Genomic DNA, 14,866 nt, shown 5'->3' with positions numbered 1-14,866 from the left:
CCCTTTGGACTGCCTTTAGTATAATTATGTGGGTTAAGGGGTGAGATGAGATATGCTACAGTCAAAGAAGCGTTGGAATGTAAAACATATAGATAATCCACTTGTTGATGAATTTGCAAAGAAACTCAATATTACACCTCTCGTTGCTTCACTGCTTATTAATCGAGGAATTCAAACGGTAGAAGAAGCCTCACAGTTTTTACATATTGAGGATGAATCTTTTCATGATCCATTTCTTTTAGAAGGTATGGAAGAAACGGTTGCACGTATTCGTCAAGCAATTGAAAACAATGAACGTATTATGATATATGGGGACTATGATGCTGATGGTGTAAGCAGTACGTCCGTTATGCTATCTGCTTTAGGTCAACTCGGAGCACAAGTTGATTTTTATATACCCAATCGTTTTACAGAAGGCTACGGCCCAAATGAACAGGCATTTAGACAAATTAGTGATGAAGGGTATGGTTTAGTCATCACAGTAGATACTGGAATTTCAGCAGTAAAAGAGGCAAAGCTAGCAGCTGAGCTGGGATTTGACCTAATCATTACTGACCACCACGAACCAGGCCCTGAACTTCCAGAAGCCTATGCAATTATACACCCTAAGCTTCCTGGTGGAGTTTATCCATTTAAAGAGCTAGCTGGAGTTGGGGTGGTATTTAAATTAGCACACGCTTTGCTCGGTGAAGCTCCTGAGCATTTATTAGAACTAGCTGTCATTGGTACAATTGCTGATTTGGTACCGCTAGTTGGAGAAAATCGACTAATAGCAAAAAAAGGTTTACGCTATTTAAAGAGTTCGACCCGACCTGGAATTGAAGCACTACTAAAAGTATGCAGCGTGAAGAAAGAAGACATTACGGAAGACACGATTGGATTTGCTCTTGCTCCAAGAATTAATGCTGTAGGTCGTCTTCAAGATGCAGACCCAGCAGTCGATTTACTGATGTCTGCTCATTATGAAGAAGCAATTGAGTTAGCAAAAGAAATTGATAATTTAAATAAAGAACGTCAACAGATTGTCAATGAAATTACACAAGAAGCAATCAATACTGTGGAAGGTCTATACCCGCCTAGTGAGAATCCAGTCTTAATTATTGAAGGTGAAGGCTGGAACGCAGGGGTTGTTGGAATTGTAGCTTCTCGCTTGGTAGAAAAATTCTATCGTCCAACCATTGTGTTAAGTCTTGATCACGAAACGGGCTTAGCAAAAGGGTCAGCAAGAAGTATCCCTGGATTTGATTTATTTGCAAACTTATCAAAGAGTCGTGATATTTTACCACATTTCGGAGGCCATCCAATGGCTGCAGGGATGACGCTTGAAGCAAAAAATGTTGAGCTATTGCGTCAACGCTTAAATGAACAAGCGCAAGAAGTGCTAACCGAACAAGACTTCATTCCCATTACTTCGATTGATACAATATGCAAAATTGAAGATGTTACAATCTCTAGTATTGAAGAACTTCAAACACTCGCGCCATTTGGTATGCATAACCCTAAGCCAAAAGTTCTTGTTGAGCACGTTACGCCAACATCAATGCGTAAAATTGGGAGTGACAAAAACCATTTAAAGCTTGTTGTAGAAGATAATGGATTCTCTATTGACGCTGTAGGATTTGGATTAGGACATGTGTTAGATGAGGTTTCTCCATTAGCTAAAGTATCGTTAGTCGGTGAGCTTTCTATTAATGAATGGAATAATATGCGAAAGCCACAGCTTATGATTGAAGATGTAGCGGTCAGCGAATGGCAGTTATTTGATTACCGAAATTCATTTGATATGAAACGGTTTTTTCAAGAGATTTTTACGAAAGAAATGGACATTGTAACTTTTAATCCAAAGACCGTTCAAAAGCATGCAGCGATTTTGCCAATGGATCAAGTCGTTGAGATTTCGACAGATGAACAGGCTAGTCTATATAAGTCAGCTGATAAACAAATGGTTCTTTTAGATTTACCAGATTCAACACAGAGGCTAAACCTCTTGTTTGCTGAAGGACAGCCGGCTCGAGTTTACGCGATGTTCGTAACAGAAAGTGATAGTTACTTTGATACGATTCCAACGCGGGAGCATTTTAAGTGGTTTTATGGACTGCTAGCGAAAAGAAGTCCGTTTGACTTAAACCGTTATAAAGAAGAAATTGCCATTCACAAAGGCTGGACAAAAGATACAATTGATTTTATCTGCCAGGTGTTTTTTGAACTAGAATTTGTTACAATAAACAATGGTCTAATTTCGCTAGTGAAAAATAGTTCTAAACGTGATTTAATAGAGTCTGTGACTTATCGTAATAAACAGCAACAAATTGAAATGGACAAAAACTTTATTTATAGTTCATATGCACAGTTAAAAAGTGAGTTTGAGAAGCTTCTTGCAAGTGCGGATGAATGAGGAGGCAACATTAGAATGAATTTTAAAGATTATATTACAATTGTACCTGACTGGCCAAAACCAGGTATTAAGTTTAAAGATATCTCAACATTAATGGATAATGGTGAAGCGTATCGTGCAGCGACAGATGAAATCATGAAGTATGCAAAAGATAAAGAGATTGATATCATCGTTGGACCTGAAGCACGTGGATTTATCGTTGGCTGTCCGGTTGCATACGCGTTAGGTGTAGGCTTTGCACCGGTTCGTAAAGAAGGTAAATTACCTCGTGAGGTAATTAAAGTTGATTATGGCTTAGAATATGGAAAAGACGTATTAACAATCCATAAAGATGCAATTAAGCCAGGGCAACGTGTATTAATTACAGACGACTTATTAGCGACAGGTGGAACAATTGAAGCAACAATTAAACTGGTTGAAGAACTAGGTGGAGTAGTTGCTGGGATTGCGTTCCTTATTGAATTGTCATATTTAGATGGACGCGAAAAGCTAGAAGGATATGACGTATTTACATTAATGACGTATTAATGAATGGATGTATAATGAAACAGAGAAGTGCCTAAATGAATTAGGCGCTTTTTTGTTTAATACAAAGAAAGCAAAAGATTGAAATGTGACTTTATTTGATAAATTATTACCAAAGGCTTTACATCTCTATTAATTTTCATGATAATAGTTACAATATGAATTAATAAAAATGCTAGTTGATAAAGGTGATTTCATGGCAAATGAGCAAGTCCTAACAGCAGAACAGGTCATTGATAATTCGAGACGGTATTTGGATGAAGAGGATGTTGCGTTTGTTCAAGCAGCATATGATTTTGCAAAAGAAGCACATAAAGAGCAATATCGTAAATCAGGAGAACCGTATATCATTCATCCTATACAGGTTGCAGGGATTTTAGTTGATCTTGACATGGATCCAGCTACAATTGCAGCTGGATTCTTACACGATGTCGTTGAAGATACAGAGATAACGCTAAAAGATTTAGAGAAAGCTTTCAATTCAGAAGTTTCAATGCTAGTAGACGGTGTTACAAAACTTGGGAAAATTAAATATAAATCAAAAGAAGAGCAGCAAGCAGAAAACCATCGCAAAATGTTTGTTGCAATGGCACAGGATATTCGTGTTATTTTGATTAAATTAGCGGACCGTTTGCATAACATGCGTACATTGAAGCACTTACCACAAGAGAAACAGCGCCGCATTTCAAACGAAACGTTGGAGATCTTTGCACCGCTTGCTCATCGTTTAGGGATTTCAAAAATTAAGTGGGAGCTTGAAGACACAGCGCTCCGCTATTTAAACCCTCAGCAATATTATCGAATTGTAAACTTGATGAAGAAAAAGCGAGCAGAGCGCGAGCAGTATTTAGAAGAAGTTATTGATGAAGTCCGCGAGAACGTTGATGATGTATCGATTAAAGTCGAAATTTCGGGTAGACCAAAGCACATTTATTCAATCTATCGTAAAATGGCTCTTCAAAATAAACAGTTTAATGAAATTTATGATTTGCTTGCAGTGCGTATTATTGTAGACAGCATTAAAGATTGCTATGCGGTACTTGGTATTATCCACACCTGTTGGAAGCCAATGCCTGGTCGTTTTAAAGATTATATTGCAATGCCAAAGCAAAACATGTACCAGTCTCTTCATACAACCGTTATTGGGCCAAAAGGAGATCCATTGGAAGTTCAAATTCGTACTTTTGATATGCATCAAATTGCAGAGTACGGAATTGCTGCACATTGGGCGTATAAAGAAGGAAAGTCAACGGAACATGCATCTTTTGAAGAGAAGCTAACTTGGTTCAGGGAAATTTTAGAGTTTCAAAATGACGCTAATGATGCAGAAGAGTTCATGGAATCATTAAAAATTGACTTATTTTCGGACATGGTCTACATTTTTACGCCGAAAGGCGATGTGATTGAATTACCATCCGGCTCCGTTCCAATTGATTTTGCATATCGCATCCACTCAGAAATTGGAAATAAAACAATTGGTGCGAAAGTCAACGGAAAGATGGTTACGCTTGATTACCGGTTAAAAACGGGAGATATCATTGAAATTCTAACATCCAAGCATTCTTATGGACCAAGTAAAGATTGGTTGAAGCTTGCTCAAACATCTCAGGCGAAAAATAAGATACGTCAGTTCTTTAAGAAACAAAGCCGAGATGAAAATATTGAAAAAGGCAAAGAGCTTGTTGAAAAAGAAATTCGTCAAATGGAATTTGATGTGAAAGAAGTATTAACAACCGATAATATTAAACGAGTAGCCGAAAAGTTTAACTTTTCAAATGAAGATGATATGTATGCAGCAATTGGATATAATGGTTTAACTGCTGCTCAGGTTGCCAATCGTTTAACAGAGAAATGGCGAAAACAGCGTGATCAGGAGCAGGAAGTGCAGGTAGATGATCTTGCTCGAGATACAGCAGCAAAGCGTGTACGTCAGCATAAGCGCAAAGACTCTGGTGTTATTGTACCGGGTGTTGAAAATATGCTTATTCGTTTATCAAAATGTTGTAATCCAGTTCCTGGTGATGAAATTGTAGGATTTATTACAAAGGGGCGTGGAGTATCTGTTCACCGCGCAGACTGCTTGAATGTCCATACGGAGGATTCGGAAAATCGTTTAATTCCAGTTGAGTGGGAAACGCATATTAAAGAAGGTAAAGAATTTAATGTCGAGATTGAGATATCTGGATATGACCGTCGCGGCTTGTTAAACGAAGTGCTGCAAGCTGTAAATGAAACAAAAACCAATATTTCAGCTGTATCTGGACGATCTGATCGAAATAAAATGGCAACCATTAATATGTCAATCTCTATTCATAACATTAGTCATCTTCATAAGGTTGTTGAACGTATCAAGCAAATTCGTGATATCTATTCGGTTCGTCGTATTATGCATTAAGAAAGGTACGTGAAGAATGAAAGTTGTAGTACAGCGTGCAAAAGAAGCAAAGGTTACCGTTGAAGGTGAAGTTGTTGGTGAAATTAGCAAAGGCTTTATGCTCTTAGTAGGGGTTACGCATGAAGATGAAGTGAAAGATGCGGATTACCTTGCAGATAAGATAGTCAACCTACGAGTGTTTGAAGATGAAGCAGGGAAAATGAATCACTCATTGCTTGATATTGAGGGAGAAATTCTATCTGTTTCGCAGTTTACGCTATATGGTGATTGTCGAAAAGGAAGACGCCCAAATTTTATGGGAGCGGCAAAGCCAGACAAAGCGCTTGCGCTGTATAAGTATTTTAACGAGCAGCTAGAGAAAAAGGGAGTTCGTGTTCAAACCGGTTCGTTTGGAGCAATGATGGACGTTAGCTTTACCAATGATGGGCCTGTTACGTTAATTATTGAAAGCAAAGATAAATAAGTGATTAAAAAAGCGTCTGTTGCATCACGTGCAAACAGGCGCTTTTTCTATTATTGTTTGAAGTATTGCTGAATTCCTACGGCTACTTGATGAGAGACTCTTCGCTGATACTCAACGGAATTAATGTAGGTTTCTTCACGCTTATTACTTAAAAAACCTAGCTCTAATAAAATGCTTGGACGTTTATTTTCACGCAGCACGTAGTAGTCTCCAAAGCGCACTCCTTTATCTTTTAAATCACTTTGATTGACAAGTGAAGCATGAACAGAACCAGCTAGAAGCGAGTCTTGGTTGTCATGATAAAAGTACGTGATGAGTCCCGTTAAGCTGGAATCAGCGACACTGTTATAATGAATGCTGATATACAAATCAGCGCTGTTTGAAGCCAAGATACGATTGGACAGCTTTACATAGGAATCGTCTGTTCTTGTTAATTTTACGATGGCACCATTGTTTTGAAGCTCTTCTTGTACAAAACGAGCAGTTCGAAGTGTTAAATCCTTTTCATATGTACCTTGTGTACCTATTGCCCCCTTGTCTTTTCCACCATGTCCTGGGTCTAAAATAATGGTTTTCCCTTTTAAATCGTCTGTAGGTAGATTTTTGATAGCAGGTGTCGATTTTAGCTGAATCTGTTGCTGTGGAGAGAGGTTATTAAAATTTAACAATGCTGTATGTGGTTTAGAAATCCAGCCTTTAAGGTCTTGAAATTGAACAAAAATCCAATCTCCTTGTTGATCTATAACGTTCACCTCATCATGCTGTTTAAGTGTTGCTGCAATTGAAAAAGCTAAACCTGGTCCTGTTCGAACGTGTAAGGTATCCGCTGTAATAATCCTAGGTGAGAAGCGTGGAGATTCTGGATGATCGAAGGAAGAGAGACAAACGAGTATGATGACAGACAACAAGAAATAGAGTTTAGACGAGCGAACAAAAGCCATACATATTCCTCCTTTATCACAGACTAAGTAATTCGAGATTACGAAAAAAAATCCTTTCGTTTATGAAAGATGTCGACTTTTTTGGCAATGCTATAAAGAGCATATGTAGTGTAAAAGTACATGGAAAGAAGGGGTATACGTGAAATTTAGTGATAAAGGTGAGCATTCCTTTCAACAAAATCAGTCGCTTTTCGGCATGCAGTTCCACGACTTCGTAGATAAAGAAAAGGATGCTTCTTCAATTGAATTAGCGTCAGAATTTGGTTTGTCGCTTCGAGATGTACAAAAGCTTAGAAAACAGCTAAATCGTTCATAATTCATTTCGCTTCCAACTTACCAACAATTTATAGCCGTGAAGTTCTTGACAACTGTTCATTTCATTCGTAATATAGTAAACAATTGCTATATTTTAACGAATGGCTATTACATAGCTTAATTTTATATGAATAGAGCCTATGATAAAGAAAAGTAGTTGAGATGACACATGGAGAGAGAAAAAGTGCCTTGGGCTGAAAGCATTTTACATGATGACTCAATGAATGAACACTTTGGAGGTTTCGCTCTGAAAGCATGGTTAGTAGGAGTTGAACGGTTTCGTACGTTAACGAATGAGTGGAAGCATGCAGCATGGTATGCTTCAATTAGGGTGGTACCACGTGATTTAAACTCTCGTCCCTACTAGTTGCTAGTAGAGATGAGAGTTTTTTTGTTATAGAAAATGAAGTTATAGGAGGCATATGACGCTTTATGTCAGTTCAAATACCAAGAGGAACTCAAGATATCTTACCAGGAAAAGTAGAATACTGGCAGTTTGTTGAGCAAAAAGCTCGTGAAATCTGTCGTGCATTTAACTACAAGGAAATTCGTACACCGATGTTTGAACATACTGAGCTATTTCAGCGTGGTGTGGGAGAAACAACGGATATCGTTCAGAAAGAAATGTATACCTTTAAAGATCGCGGAGATAGAAGTTTAACGCTTCGTCCAGAAGGAACTGCTGCTGTTGGACGTTCTTACGTAACGCATAAAATGTTTGGGAATCCAAATCAACCAACGAAGCTTTTCTATATTGGCCCAATGTTTCGATATGAAAGACCGCAAGCGGGACGCTTCCGTCAATTCGTTCAGTTTGGTGTTGAAGCACTTGGTGTGAATGATCCAGCTATCGATGCAGAAGTGTTGGCGCTTTTAATGAATTTTTACCAATCCCTAGGTTTAAAGAAGCTAAAGCTAGTTGTAAACAGCTTAGGAGATACAGAAAGTCGTCAAGCGCATCGTCAGGCGCTAATTGATCATTTCTCTCCGCGAATTGGTGAGTTTTGTAGCGATTGTCAAAACCGCTTGCACAAAAATCCACTTCGCATTTTAGATTGTAAAAAAGATCGTGATCACGAGCTTATGCATACGGCACCATCTATCTTAGAATATTTAAATGACTATTCAAAAGAATACTTTGAAAATGTACAGCAATACTTAACGGACTTAGACATTGAGTATGTTGTTGATCCAACGTTAGTTCGCGGGTTAGATTACTATAATCACACAGCATTTGAGCTAATGAGTGAAGCTGAAGGATTCGGTGCTATTACTACGCTATGTGGTGGAGGACGCTATAACGGACTAATTCAGGAAATCGGTGGTCCTGAAACACCAGGTATTGGATTTGCTTTAAGTATCGAGCGCTTACTATCAGCCTTAGAAGCTGAAAGCATTGAGCTTCCGGTAGAAAAGGGTATTGATTGCTATGTTGTGACGCTTGGGGACGCAGCAAAAGCAAAATCAGTGGCGCTTGTGAATAAACTTCGAAAAGCGGGCTTTGTAACAGAAAAAGACTACCAAGACAAAAAAGTAAAAGGCCAATTTAAATCTGCAGATCGCTTAGAAGCAAAATATGTAGTGGTCCTTGGAGATGACGAGTTAGAAAAAGGCGTAGCTAATGTGAAAGATATGGCATTAGGTCAGCAAGAAGAAGTGAAGTTAGAAGAGCTAGTAGCTTACTTACAGAACAAAGCTTAAGGAGGAATAGTCATGACAAAACGTTCATATTACTGTGGTGACGTAACGGAGACGGTCATCGGTGAAAAAGTACTGCTAAAAGGTTGGGTGCAAAAGCGCCGTGACTTAGGAGGATTAATTTTTATTGATTTACGTGACCGAGGAGGTTTAGTACAAGTAGTATTTAACCCTGAGGTGTCGAAAGAAGCGCTTGAAATCGCTGAAACTGTTCGAAACGAGTACGTATTGCAGGTTGAGGGTGAAGTAGTAGGTAGACAAGAAGGTACGATTAACCCTAACTTGAAAACAGGGAAAATTGAAATTCACGCTGAGCGTATCACAGTATTAAACGAAGCAAAAACGCCTCCATTTGCTCTGAATGATCAAACAGATGTATCAGAAGATGTGCGTTTAAAATATCGTTACCTAGACCTTCGCCGTCCGGAGATGTTTTCAACACTAAAGATGAGAAGCGATATTACAAAGACTATTCGCAACTTCTTAGATGACAACGACTTTTTAGATGTAGAAACACCGATTCTAACAAAAAGTACCCCAGAAGGTGCACGTGATTACCTTGTACCAAGCCGTGTGCATCCAGGAGAATTTTACGCGCTTCCACAGTCGCCGCAAATCTTTAAGCAGCTGTTAATGGTAAGTGGTGTAGAACGCTACTACCAAATCGCGCGCTGCTTCCGTGATGAAGACTTACGTGCGGATCGCCAGCCAGAATTTACGCAAGTCGATATTGAAACTTCTTTCTTAACACAAGAAGAAATTATGACAATGACAGAAGAAATGATGTCAAAAGTAATGAAAAATGTAAAAGGTTTAGATATTCAGACACCGTTCCCACGCATGTCTTATGATGAAGCGATGAGTCGATTTGGCTCTGATAAGCCGGATACGCGATTCGCTATGGAGCTTGTCGATTTATCTGAACTTGTAAAAGACTGTGGGTTTAAAGTATTCAGTGCTGCAGTAGAAAGCGGCGGTCAGGTTAAAGCAATCGCTGTTAAAGGAGCTGCTCAGAATTATTCTCGCAAAGATATTGATGCGTTAACAGACTTTGTTAAGATTTACGGTGCTAAAGGCCTTGCATGGTTAAAAGTTGAAGCTGAAGGACTAAAAGGACCAATTAGTAAATTCTTTAATGAAGAAGAACAAAGGCAGTTTATGAACACGTTACAAGCAGAAGAAGGGGATTTATTATTATTTGTTGCTGATAAAAAATCAGTAGTAGCAGATGCATTAGGTGCACTTCGCTTAAAGCTTGCTAAAGAGCTGGGCTTAATTGATGAGTCATTATTCAATTTCCTATGGGTAACTGATTGGCCACTTCTTGAGCATGATGAGGAAGAAGGTCGTTACTATGCGGCTCACCATCCGTTTACAATGCCAGTTCGTGAAGATTTACCTCAGTTAGAAACAAACCCAGGTGCCGTTCGCGCTCAAGCATATGATCTTGTTTTAAACGGCTATGAGCTTGGTGGCGGATCACTGCGTATTTATGAGCGTGATATTCAGGAGCAAATGTTCAAAACGCTTGGCTTTACCCTTGAAGAAGCGCATGAACAATTTGGCTTCTTACTTGAAGCGTTTGAATACGGAACACCTCCTCACGGTGGAATTGCATTAGGACTTGATCGTCTGGTTATGCTTCTTGCTGGACGTACAAATCTTCGCGATACGATTGCGTTCCCGAAAACAGCGAGCGCAAGCTGTCTATTAACAAACGCACCGGGTGAGGTAAGTGAGGCTCAGCTTGTGGAATTGAATTTAGATATTCGAAAAACAAAAACAGAAGCATAATATTGCAAAAAAAAATCTTCTGTGATAAGATACTTTCAAGAACAATAGAGTCCTGATATGTTCGTCTTTACAACAGTTTTGACCGAACAATTTGTTGCTTGGGAATTCGGAGTTTTTATACAGCGTACATGCCTTTTCTAAGGACTTACAATGTGTAAAACAGAGTACCCACCTGCTGAGAGCGGGTTCAAAACAAAAGCACTAAGACGGCATTATTGGGACTAGCGTACATAAAAACCTTCTCTGTTTTAGATAGAGAAGGTTTTTTTATGAGTTTTTAATACGTAACCCGATAGACATGCTTGCTTTTGAAGAAAAGTGTGTTATAGTCTAATTCGTATAAAAACCATTATGCAAGCATTTACGATGGTAGAAAAACTTGAAAAGTACACACTATTAAAAAAGTGTTGAAATAGAAAGGCGGAGTGTTTAAACAATGTTGCATCAATTTTCACGTAATGAGCTAGCGATTGGAAAAGATGGCTTAGCAACTTTAAAAGGCAGTACAGTAGCTGTTCTAGGTATTGGAGGCGTTGGTTCATTTTCGGCAGAAGCGCTTGCTCGCTCAGGAGTTGGACGATTAATTTTAGTTGATAAAGACGATGTGGATATCACAAACGTTAATCGTCAAATTCATGCTTTATTATCAACAGTAGGGAAACCAAAGGCAGATTTAATGCGCGATCGAATTCTTGATATTAATCCAGATTGCGAAGTCATTTCGTTAAAAATGTTCTATACAGAAGAAACATATGAGCAGTTCTTTAGCTATGACCCTGACTTCGTGGTTGATGCGTCTGATACTATTTCATATAAAATTCATTTGATGAAAGAGTGTTTAAGACGAAATATTCCGGTAATCTCAAGCATGGGCGCTGCTAATAAAATGGACCCAACTCGCTTTAAAATTGCTGATATTTCCAAAACCCATACAGATCCAATTGCGAAGGTAGTACGTACGCGACTGCGTAAAGAAGGAGTTCGCAAAGGAATTAACGTTGTCTTTTCGGATGAAAGACCAATCGTTATTCGTGAAGAAATTCGTAAAGAAGTAGGAAACGATGCAGCCGAAATTCGCAAAGCTAAAATGCCACCATCATCAAATGCATTTGTTCCTTCTGTTGCCGGTTTAATCATGGCTGGACATGTTATTAATGAACTGTTAGCAGACGTAACAATTAAACGTGTTGGTGACGATAAGTAAGAAAAAAAGCCCCATTAGGCTCTGAATTTTAAAAATAAAGTTTATCTTTATCTTTTAAAACCTGGCCTCTTTGGGGCTTTTATTATGTGGATAAATTCTTATAAACCTGTGCTAATGCTTGTTCAAATTTTCCTGTTCTTTTTGGTTCATAATAGCGTTTATTCTTTATTTTATCAGGAAGGTATTGCTGTTTAACCCATCCACTTTCAAAGTCGTGAGGATATTGATAATTCTGTGCTCTCCCAAGCTTAGCTGCTCCTTTATAATGGCCGTCTTTTAAATGATTGGGAACCTCACCAGACAAGCCTTTTTTTATATCAGCAATAGCAGCGTCAAGTGCTTTGTAAGCTGAGTTTGACTTTGGTGATAAACAAAGTTCAATGACGGCAGTAGCTAGCGGTATACGTGCTTCTGGAAGTCCTAGCCTCTCAGCTGATTCAATGGCGGATAGCGTTCTTGCACCGGCTTGAGGGCTTGCTAGTCCAACATCTTCGTATGCAATGACTAAAAGTCGTCTGTTAATGCTTATTAAATCACCAGCTTCAATCAGTCTTCCTAAGTAATGAAGAGCGGCATTCACATCACTTCCTCGAATGGATTTTTGAAATGCTGAAAGTACATCGTAATGAGCATCTCCATCTTTATCATGGGAAAAATATTTTTGCTGTAAGCACTGCTCAGCAATCTCAAGCGTGATATGAATAAAGCCTTCCTCATTTTCGTCCGTAGATAAAATAGCAAGTTCAAGGGCATTTAGAGCGGAACGAACATCGCCGTTACAGCTCGTTGTGAAGTGAAGCATTGCATCATGATCAACCTGAACATTTTGATCGCCATATCCGCGCTCTTTATCATGTAGTGCTCTGGTTAAGGCTTGTTCAATATCATCCGGTTCTAAGGGTTTTAGTTCAAAGATTTGACACCTACTTCGAATCGCTGGGTTAATCGCATGATAAGGGTTACTGGTAGTAGCTCCAATCAACGTAATAAGTCCATTTTCCAAATAAGGAAGTAAAAAGTCTTGTTTCCCTTTATCTAACCGATGAACTTCATCCAATAACAAGATTACTTTGCCAGACATTTTTGCTTCTTCAGCTACAATTTCCATATCTTTCTTATTATTCACAACCGCATTTAGCTGCCGGAAAGCTATTTTGGTTGTTTTTGCAATAGCTGTAGCAATAGACGTTTTTCCTACGCCAGGCGGGCCGTACAAAATCATTGAACTCAAGTGGTTGGCTTTGACCATTCGATAAATCATTTTGTCTTTTCCAACAAGATGCTGTTGTCCGATAATTTCGTTGATAGATTTAGGGCGCATGCGAAATGCAAGTGGGTTATTATTCATACACTGACCTCCTTTTAGGATTGGATATGTAGTTTTTCTTTACTGTATCATATCTAAAAAAGTGTTGAAATTTATCTCATAGGGATAGTATGATATAATGTCAACAGTATAACGTTTTTGAATGGGCTATTTTAATTTGAAACAATGAACGACCTATTATAAACACCTTTATTGAATATAAGAAGGAGTGGAGAAGATGAAAATCTCGACAAAAGGACGCTATGGTTTGACAATTATGATTGCATTAGCAAAACGTTTTGGTGAAGGACCCATTTCATTGAAAACAATTGCTCAAAACCATGACTTATCAGAACATTACCTTGAGCAGTTAATTTCCCCTCTTCGTAATGCAGGCCTTGTGAAAAGTGTTAGAGGTGCATACGGTGGCTATATTTTAGCACATGAACCTGCAAATATTACAGCAGGAGACATTATTTCGGTACTAGAAGGACCAATCAGTCCAGTAGAAGGGTTGGAAGACGAAGAGCCAGCTAAAAGAGAGCTGTGGATTCGCATTCGTGACGCGGTTAAAGAAGTGTTGGATAGTACAACGCTTGAAGATTTAGCGAATCATTCAGATGGCGAACAAGAATCATACATGTTTTATATTTAATTTGCTGATTTAGGAGGAGTTTTTAGTTGGAGCGTATTTATGTAGACCATGCAGCCACGTCTCCTGTACATCCAGCGGTTGTTGAAAGAATGACGACGTTTATGCATGAACATTTTGGGAATCCGTCAAGCATTCATCACTATGGACGAGAAAGCCGTAGATATCTAGATGAAGCGCGTCAAACAATTGCCAGCAGTATTGGAGCACGTGAAAATGACATTATCTTTACGAGCGGTGGAACAGAAGCAGATAACATGGCGTTGATTGGTGTTGCGCTTGCGAATAAACATCGTGGCAATCATATTATTACTACATCTATTGAGCATCATGCTGTCTTGCATACCTGTCAGTTTCTAGAAGAACAAGGTTTTGAAGTGACATATCTACCGGTTGATGAAACTGGGCGTGTATCCATTGAAGATATTAAACGCTCATTAACGGATAAAACAATTTTAGTTTCAGTTATGTATGGCAACAATGAGGTTGGTACAATCCAACCAATCTTAGAAATTGGTGCACTGCTAAAAGAACATGGTGCTTATTTCCATACGGATGCAGTGCAAGCTTATGGATTAATTTCTTTAAATGTGCAACAATTAGGTGTCGATCTTCTTTCCGTTTCTTCTCATAAAATCAACGGACCTAAAGGAATTGGCTTTTTATATGTTGCTCCACACGTTGTGCTTTCACCGCTTTTATTCGGAGGAGAGCAAGAGCGAAAGCGTAGAGCGGGTACAGAAAATATGGCAAGCATTGTTGGGTTTGAACAAGCTGTTCGCATTGCGCAAGAATCATTAAAAGAACGCGCAGTTCAGTATAAGCAGTTTAAAGAACGAATGATGCAGATACTAGAAGAGGAGCAGGTATCGTTTAACGTCAATGGTAATGTCGATTATGCTTTACCACACGTACTGAATCTTTCTTTTGAACGTGTAAACGTAGAATCCATGCTTGTGAATCTAGATTTAGCAGGAATTGCTGCATCAAGTGGATCAGCTTGTACAGCAGGAACTGTTGATCCGTCTCACGTACTTGTCGCAATGTTTGGCAAAGAATCTGATCGTATTACCTCTTCAATTCGCTTTAGCTTTGGCTTGGGTAATACGATGGAGCAAATAGAAGAATTAGCTCGTAAAACAGCAACAATCGTAAAGCGATTGGCAAAATAAAAGAAC

Annotated in this window: 12 protein-coding genes, 1 other RNA gene and 1 other annotated feature; of the genes, 11 read left to right on the top strand and 2 right to left on the bottom strand. The window is 38.8% G+C overall.

The features are described 5' to 3' along the window. Window positions 1–52 precede the first annotated feature (52 nt). The 4 genes from recJ (at window position 53) to dtd (ending at window position 5,778) form a co-directional block, all read left to right on the top strand. Entirely contained in the window at window positions 53–2,395 is a 2,343-nt protein-coding gene (recJ, locus tag NIZ91_17885; protein ID USY54586.1) for a single-stranded-DNA-specific exonuclease RecJ, read from the top strand. Between the two features lie 15 nt (window positions 2,396–2,410). After that, the gene (locus NIZ91_17880; protein USY54585.1) at window positions 2,411–2,923 is read left to right on the top strand and encodes an adenine phosphoribosyltransferase; all 513 of its coding nucleotides are present in this window, start codon (window positions 2,411–2,413) and stop codon (window positions 2,921–2,923) included. A 193-nt stretch (window positions 2,924–3,116) separates the two neighbouring features. After that, a complete protein-coding gene (locus NIZ91_17875; protein ID USY54584.1) occupies window positions 3,117–5,315 on the top strand; it encodes a bifunctional (p)ppGpp synthetase/guanosine-3',5'-bis(diphosphate) 3'-pyrophosphohydrolase in 2,199 nt (732 codons plus the stop codon). A 16-nt stretch (window positions 5,316–5,331) separates the two neighbouring features. Then, window positions 5,332–5,778 carry a D-aminoacyl-tRNA deacylase gene (gene dtd, locus NIZ91_17870; GenBank protein ID USY54583.1) on the top strand — a complete coding sequence of 149 codons (447 nt, stop codon included), beginning with the start codon at window positions 5,332–5,334 and terminating at the stop codon, window positions 5,776–5,778. A 50-nt stretch (window positions 5,779–5,828) separates the two neighbouring features. On the opposite strand, the gene NIZ91_17865 is transcribed toward dtd, so the two are convergent. After that, on the bottom strand, window positions 5,829–6,719 hold the full coding sequence (locus tag NIZ91_17865; GenBank protein ID USY54582.1) for an N-acetylmuramoyl-L-alanine amidase: 891 nt from the start codon (window positions 6,717–6,719) through the stop codon (window positions 5,829–5,831). A 139-nt stretch (window positions 6,720–6,858) separates the two neighbouring features. Here NIZ91_17865 and NIZ91_17860 point away from each other — a divergent pair, with 139 nt between their 5' ends. The 5 genes from NIZ91_17860 (at window position 6,859) to NIZ91_17840 (ending at window position 11,730) form a co-directional block, all read left to right on the top strand. Next, entirely contained in the window at window positions 6,859–7,035 is a 177-nt protein-coding gene (locus tag NIZ91_17860) for an RNA polymerase subunit sigma-70 (protein USY54581.1), read from the top strand. A gap of 130 nt (window positions 7,036–7,165) precedes the next feature. Continuing rightward, window positions 7,166–7,399 (top strand) — a binding site (T-box leader). 67 nt (window positions 7,400–7,466) lie between these two features. Further along, window positions 7,467–8,735, top strand: coding sequence for a histidine--tRNA ligase (gene hisS / locus NIZ91_17855; protein USY54580.1), 1,269 nt, complete (start codon window positions 7,467–7,469; stop codon window positions 8,733–8,735). A gap of 12 nt (window positions 8,736–8,747) precedes the next feature. Then, window positions 8,748–10,526 (top strand): aspartate--tRNA ligase, encoded by a 1,779-nt coding sequence (aspS, locus tag NIZ91_17850; protein ID USY54579.1) that lies wholly within the window; start codon window positions 8,748–8,750, stop codon window positions 10,524–10,526. A 46-nt stretch (window positions 10,527–10,572) separates the two neighbouring features. After that, window positions 10,573–10,752, top strand: a non-coding RNA gene (gene ssrS / locus NIZ91_17845) — 6S RNA. A gap of 210 nt (window positions 10,753–10,962) precedes the next feature. Then, window positions 10,963–11,730 (top strand): tRNA threonylcarbamoyladenosine dehydratase, encoded by a 768-nt coding sequence (locus NIZ91_17840; GenBank protein USY54578.1) that lies wholly within the window; start codon window positions 10,963–10,965, stop codon window positions 11,728–11,730. 82 nt (window positions 11,731–11,812) lie between these two features. Here the strand turns inward: NIZ91_17840 and NIZ91_17835 are convergent, their stop codons facing one another. Next, window positions 11,813–13,078, bottom strand: a complete 1,266-nt coding sequence (locus tag NIZ91_17835) for a replication-associated recombination protein A (protein ID USY54577.1) — start codon at window positions 13,076–13,078, stop codon at window positions 11,813–11,815. A gap of 196 nt (window positions 13,079–13,274) precedes the next feature. Here NIZ91_17835 and NIZ91_17830 point away from each other — a divergent pair, with 196 nt between their 5' ends. Together NIZ91_17830 and NIZ91_17825 are read left to right on the top strand one after the other, a co-directional pair. Beyond that, entirely contained in the window at window positions 13,275–13,691 is a 417-nt protein-coding gene (locus NIZ91_17830) for an Rrf2 family transcriptional regulator (protein USY54576.1), read from the top strand. Window positions 13,692–13,717: 26 nt separating this feature from the next. Then, the gene (locus tag NIZ91_17825; GenBank protein ID USY54575.1) at window positions 13,718–14,860 is read left to right on the top strand and encodes a cysteine desulfurase; all 1,143 of its coding nucleotides are present in this window, start codon (window positions 13,718–13,720) and stop codon (window positions 14,858–14,860) included. The last annotated feature ends 6 nt before the right edge of the window (window positions 14,861–14,866 follow it).

The organism is Bacillus sp. 1780r2a1 (assembly GCA_024134725.1).
In the GTDB taxonomy this organism is placed as follows: Bacteria; Bacillota; Bacilli; order Bacillales; family Bacillaceae_H; genus Priestia; species Priestia aryabhattai_A.
The sequence above is the reverse complement of the archived record's forward strand: the minus strand, read 5'-3'. Positions and strand labels throughout refer to the sequence as shown.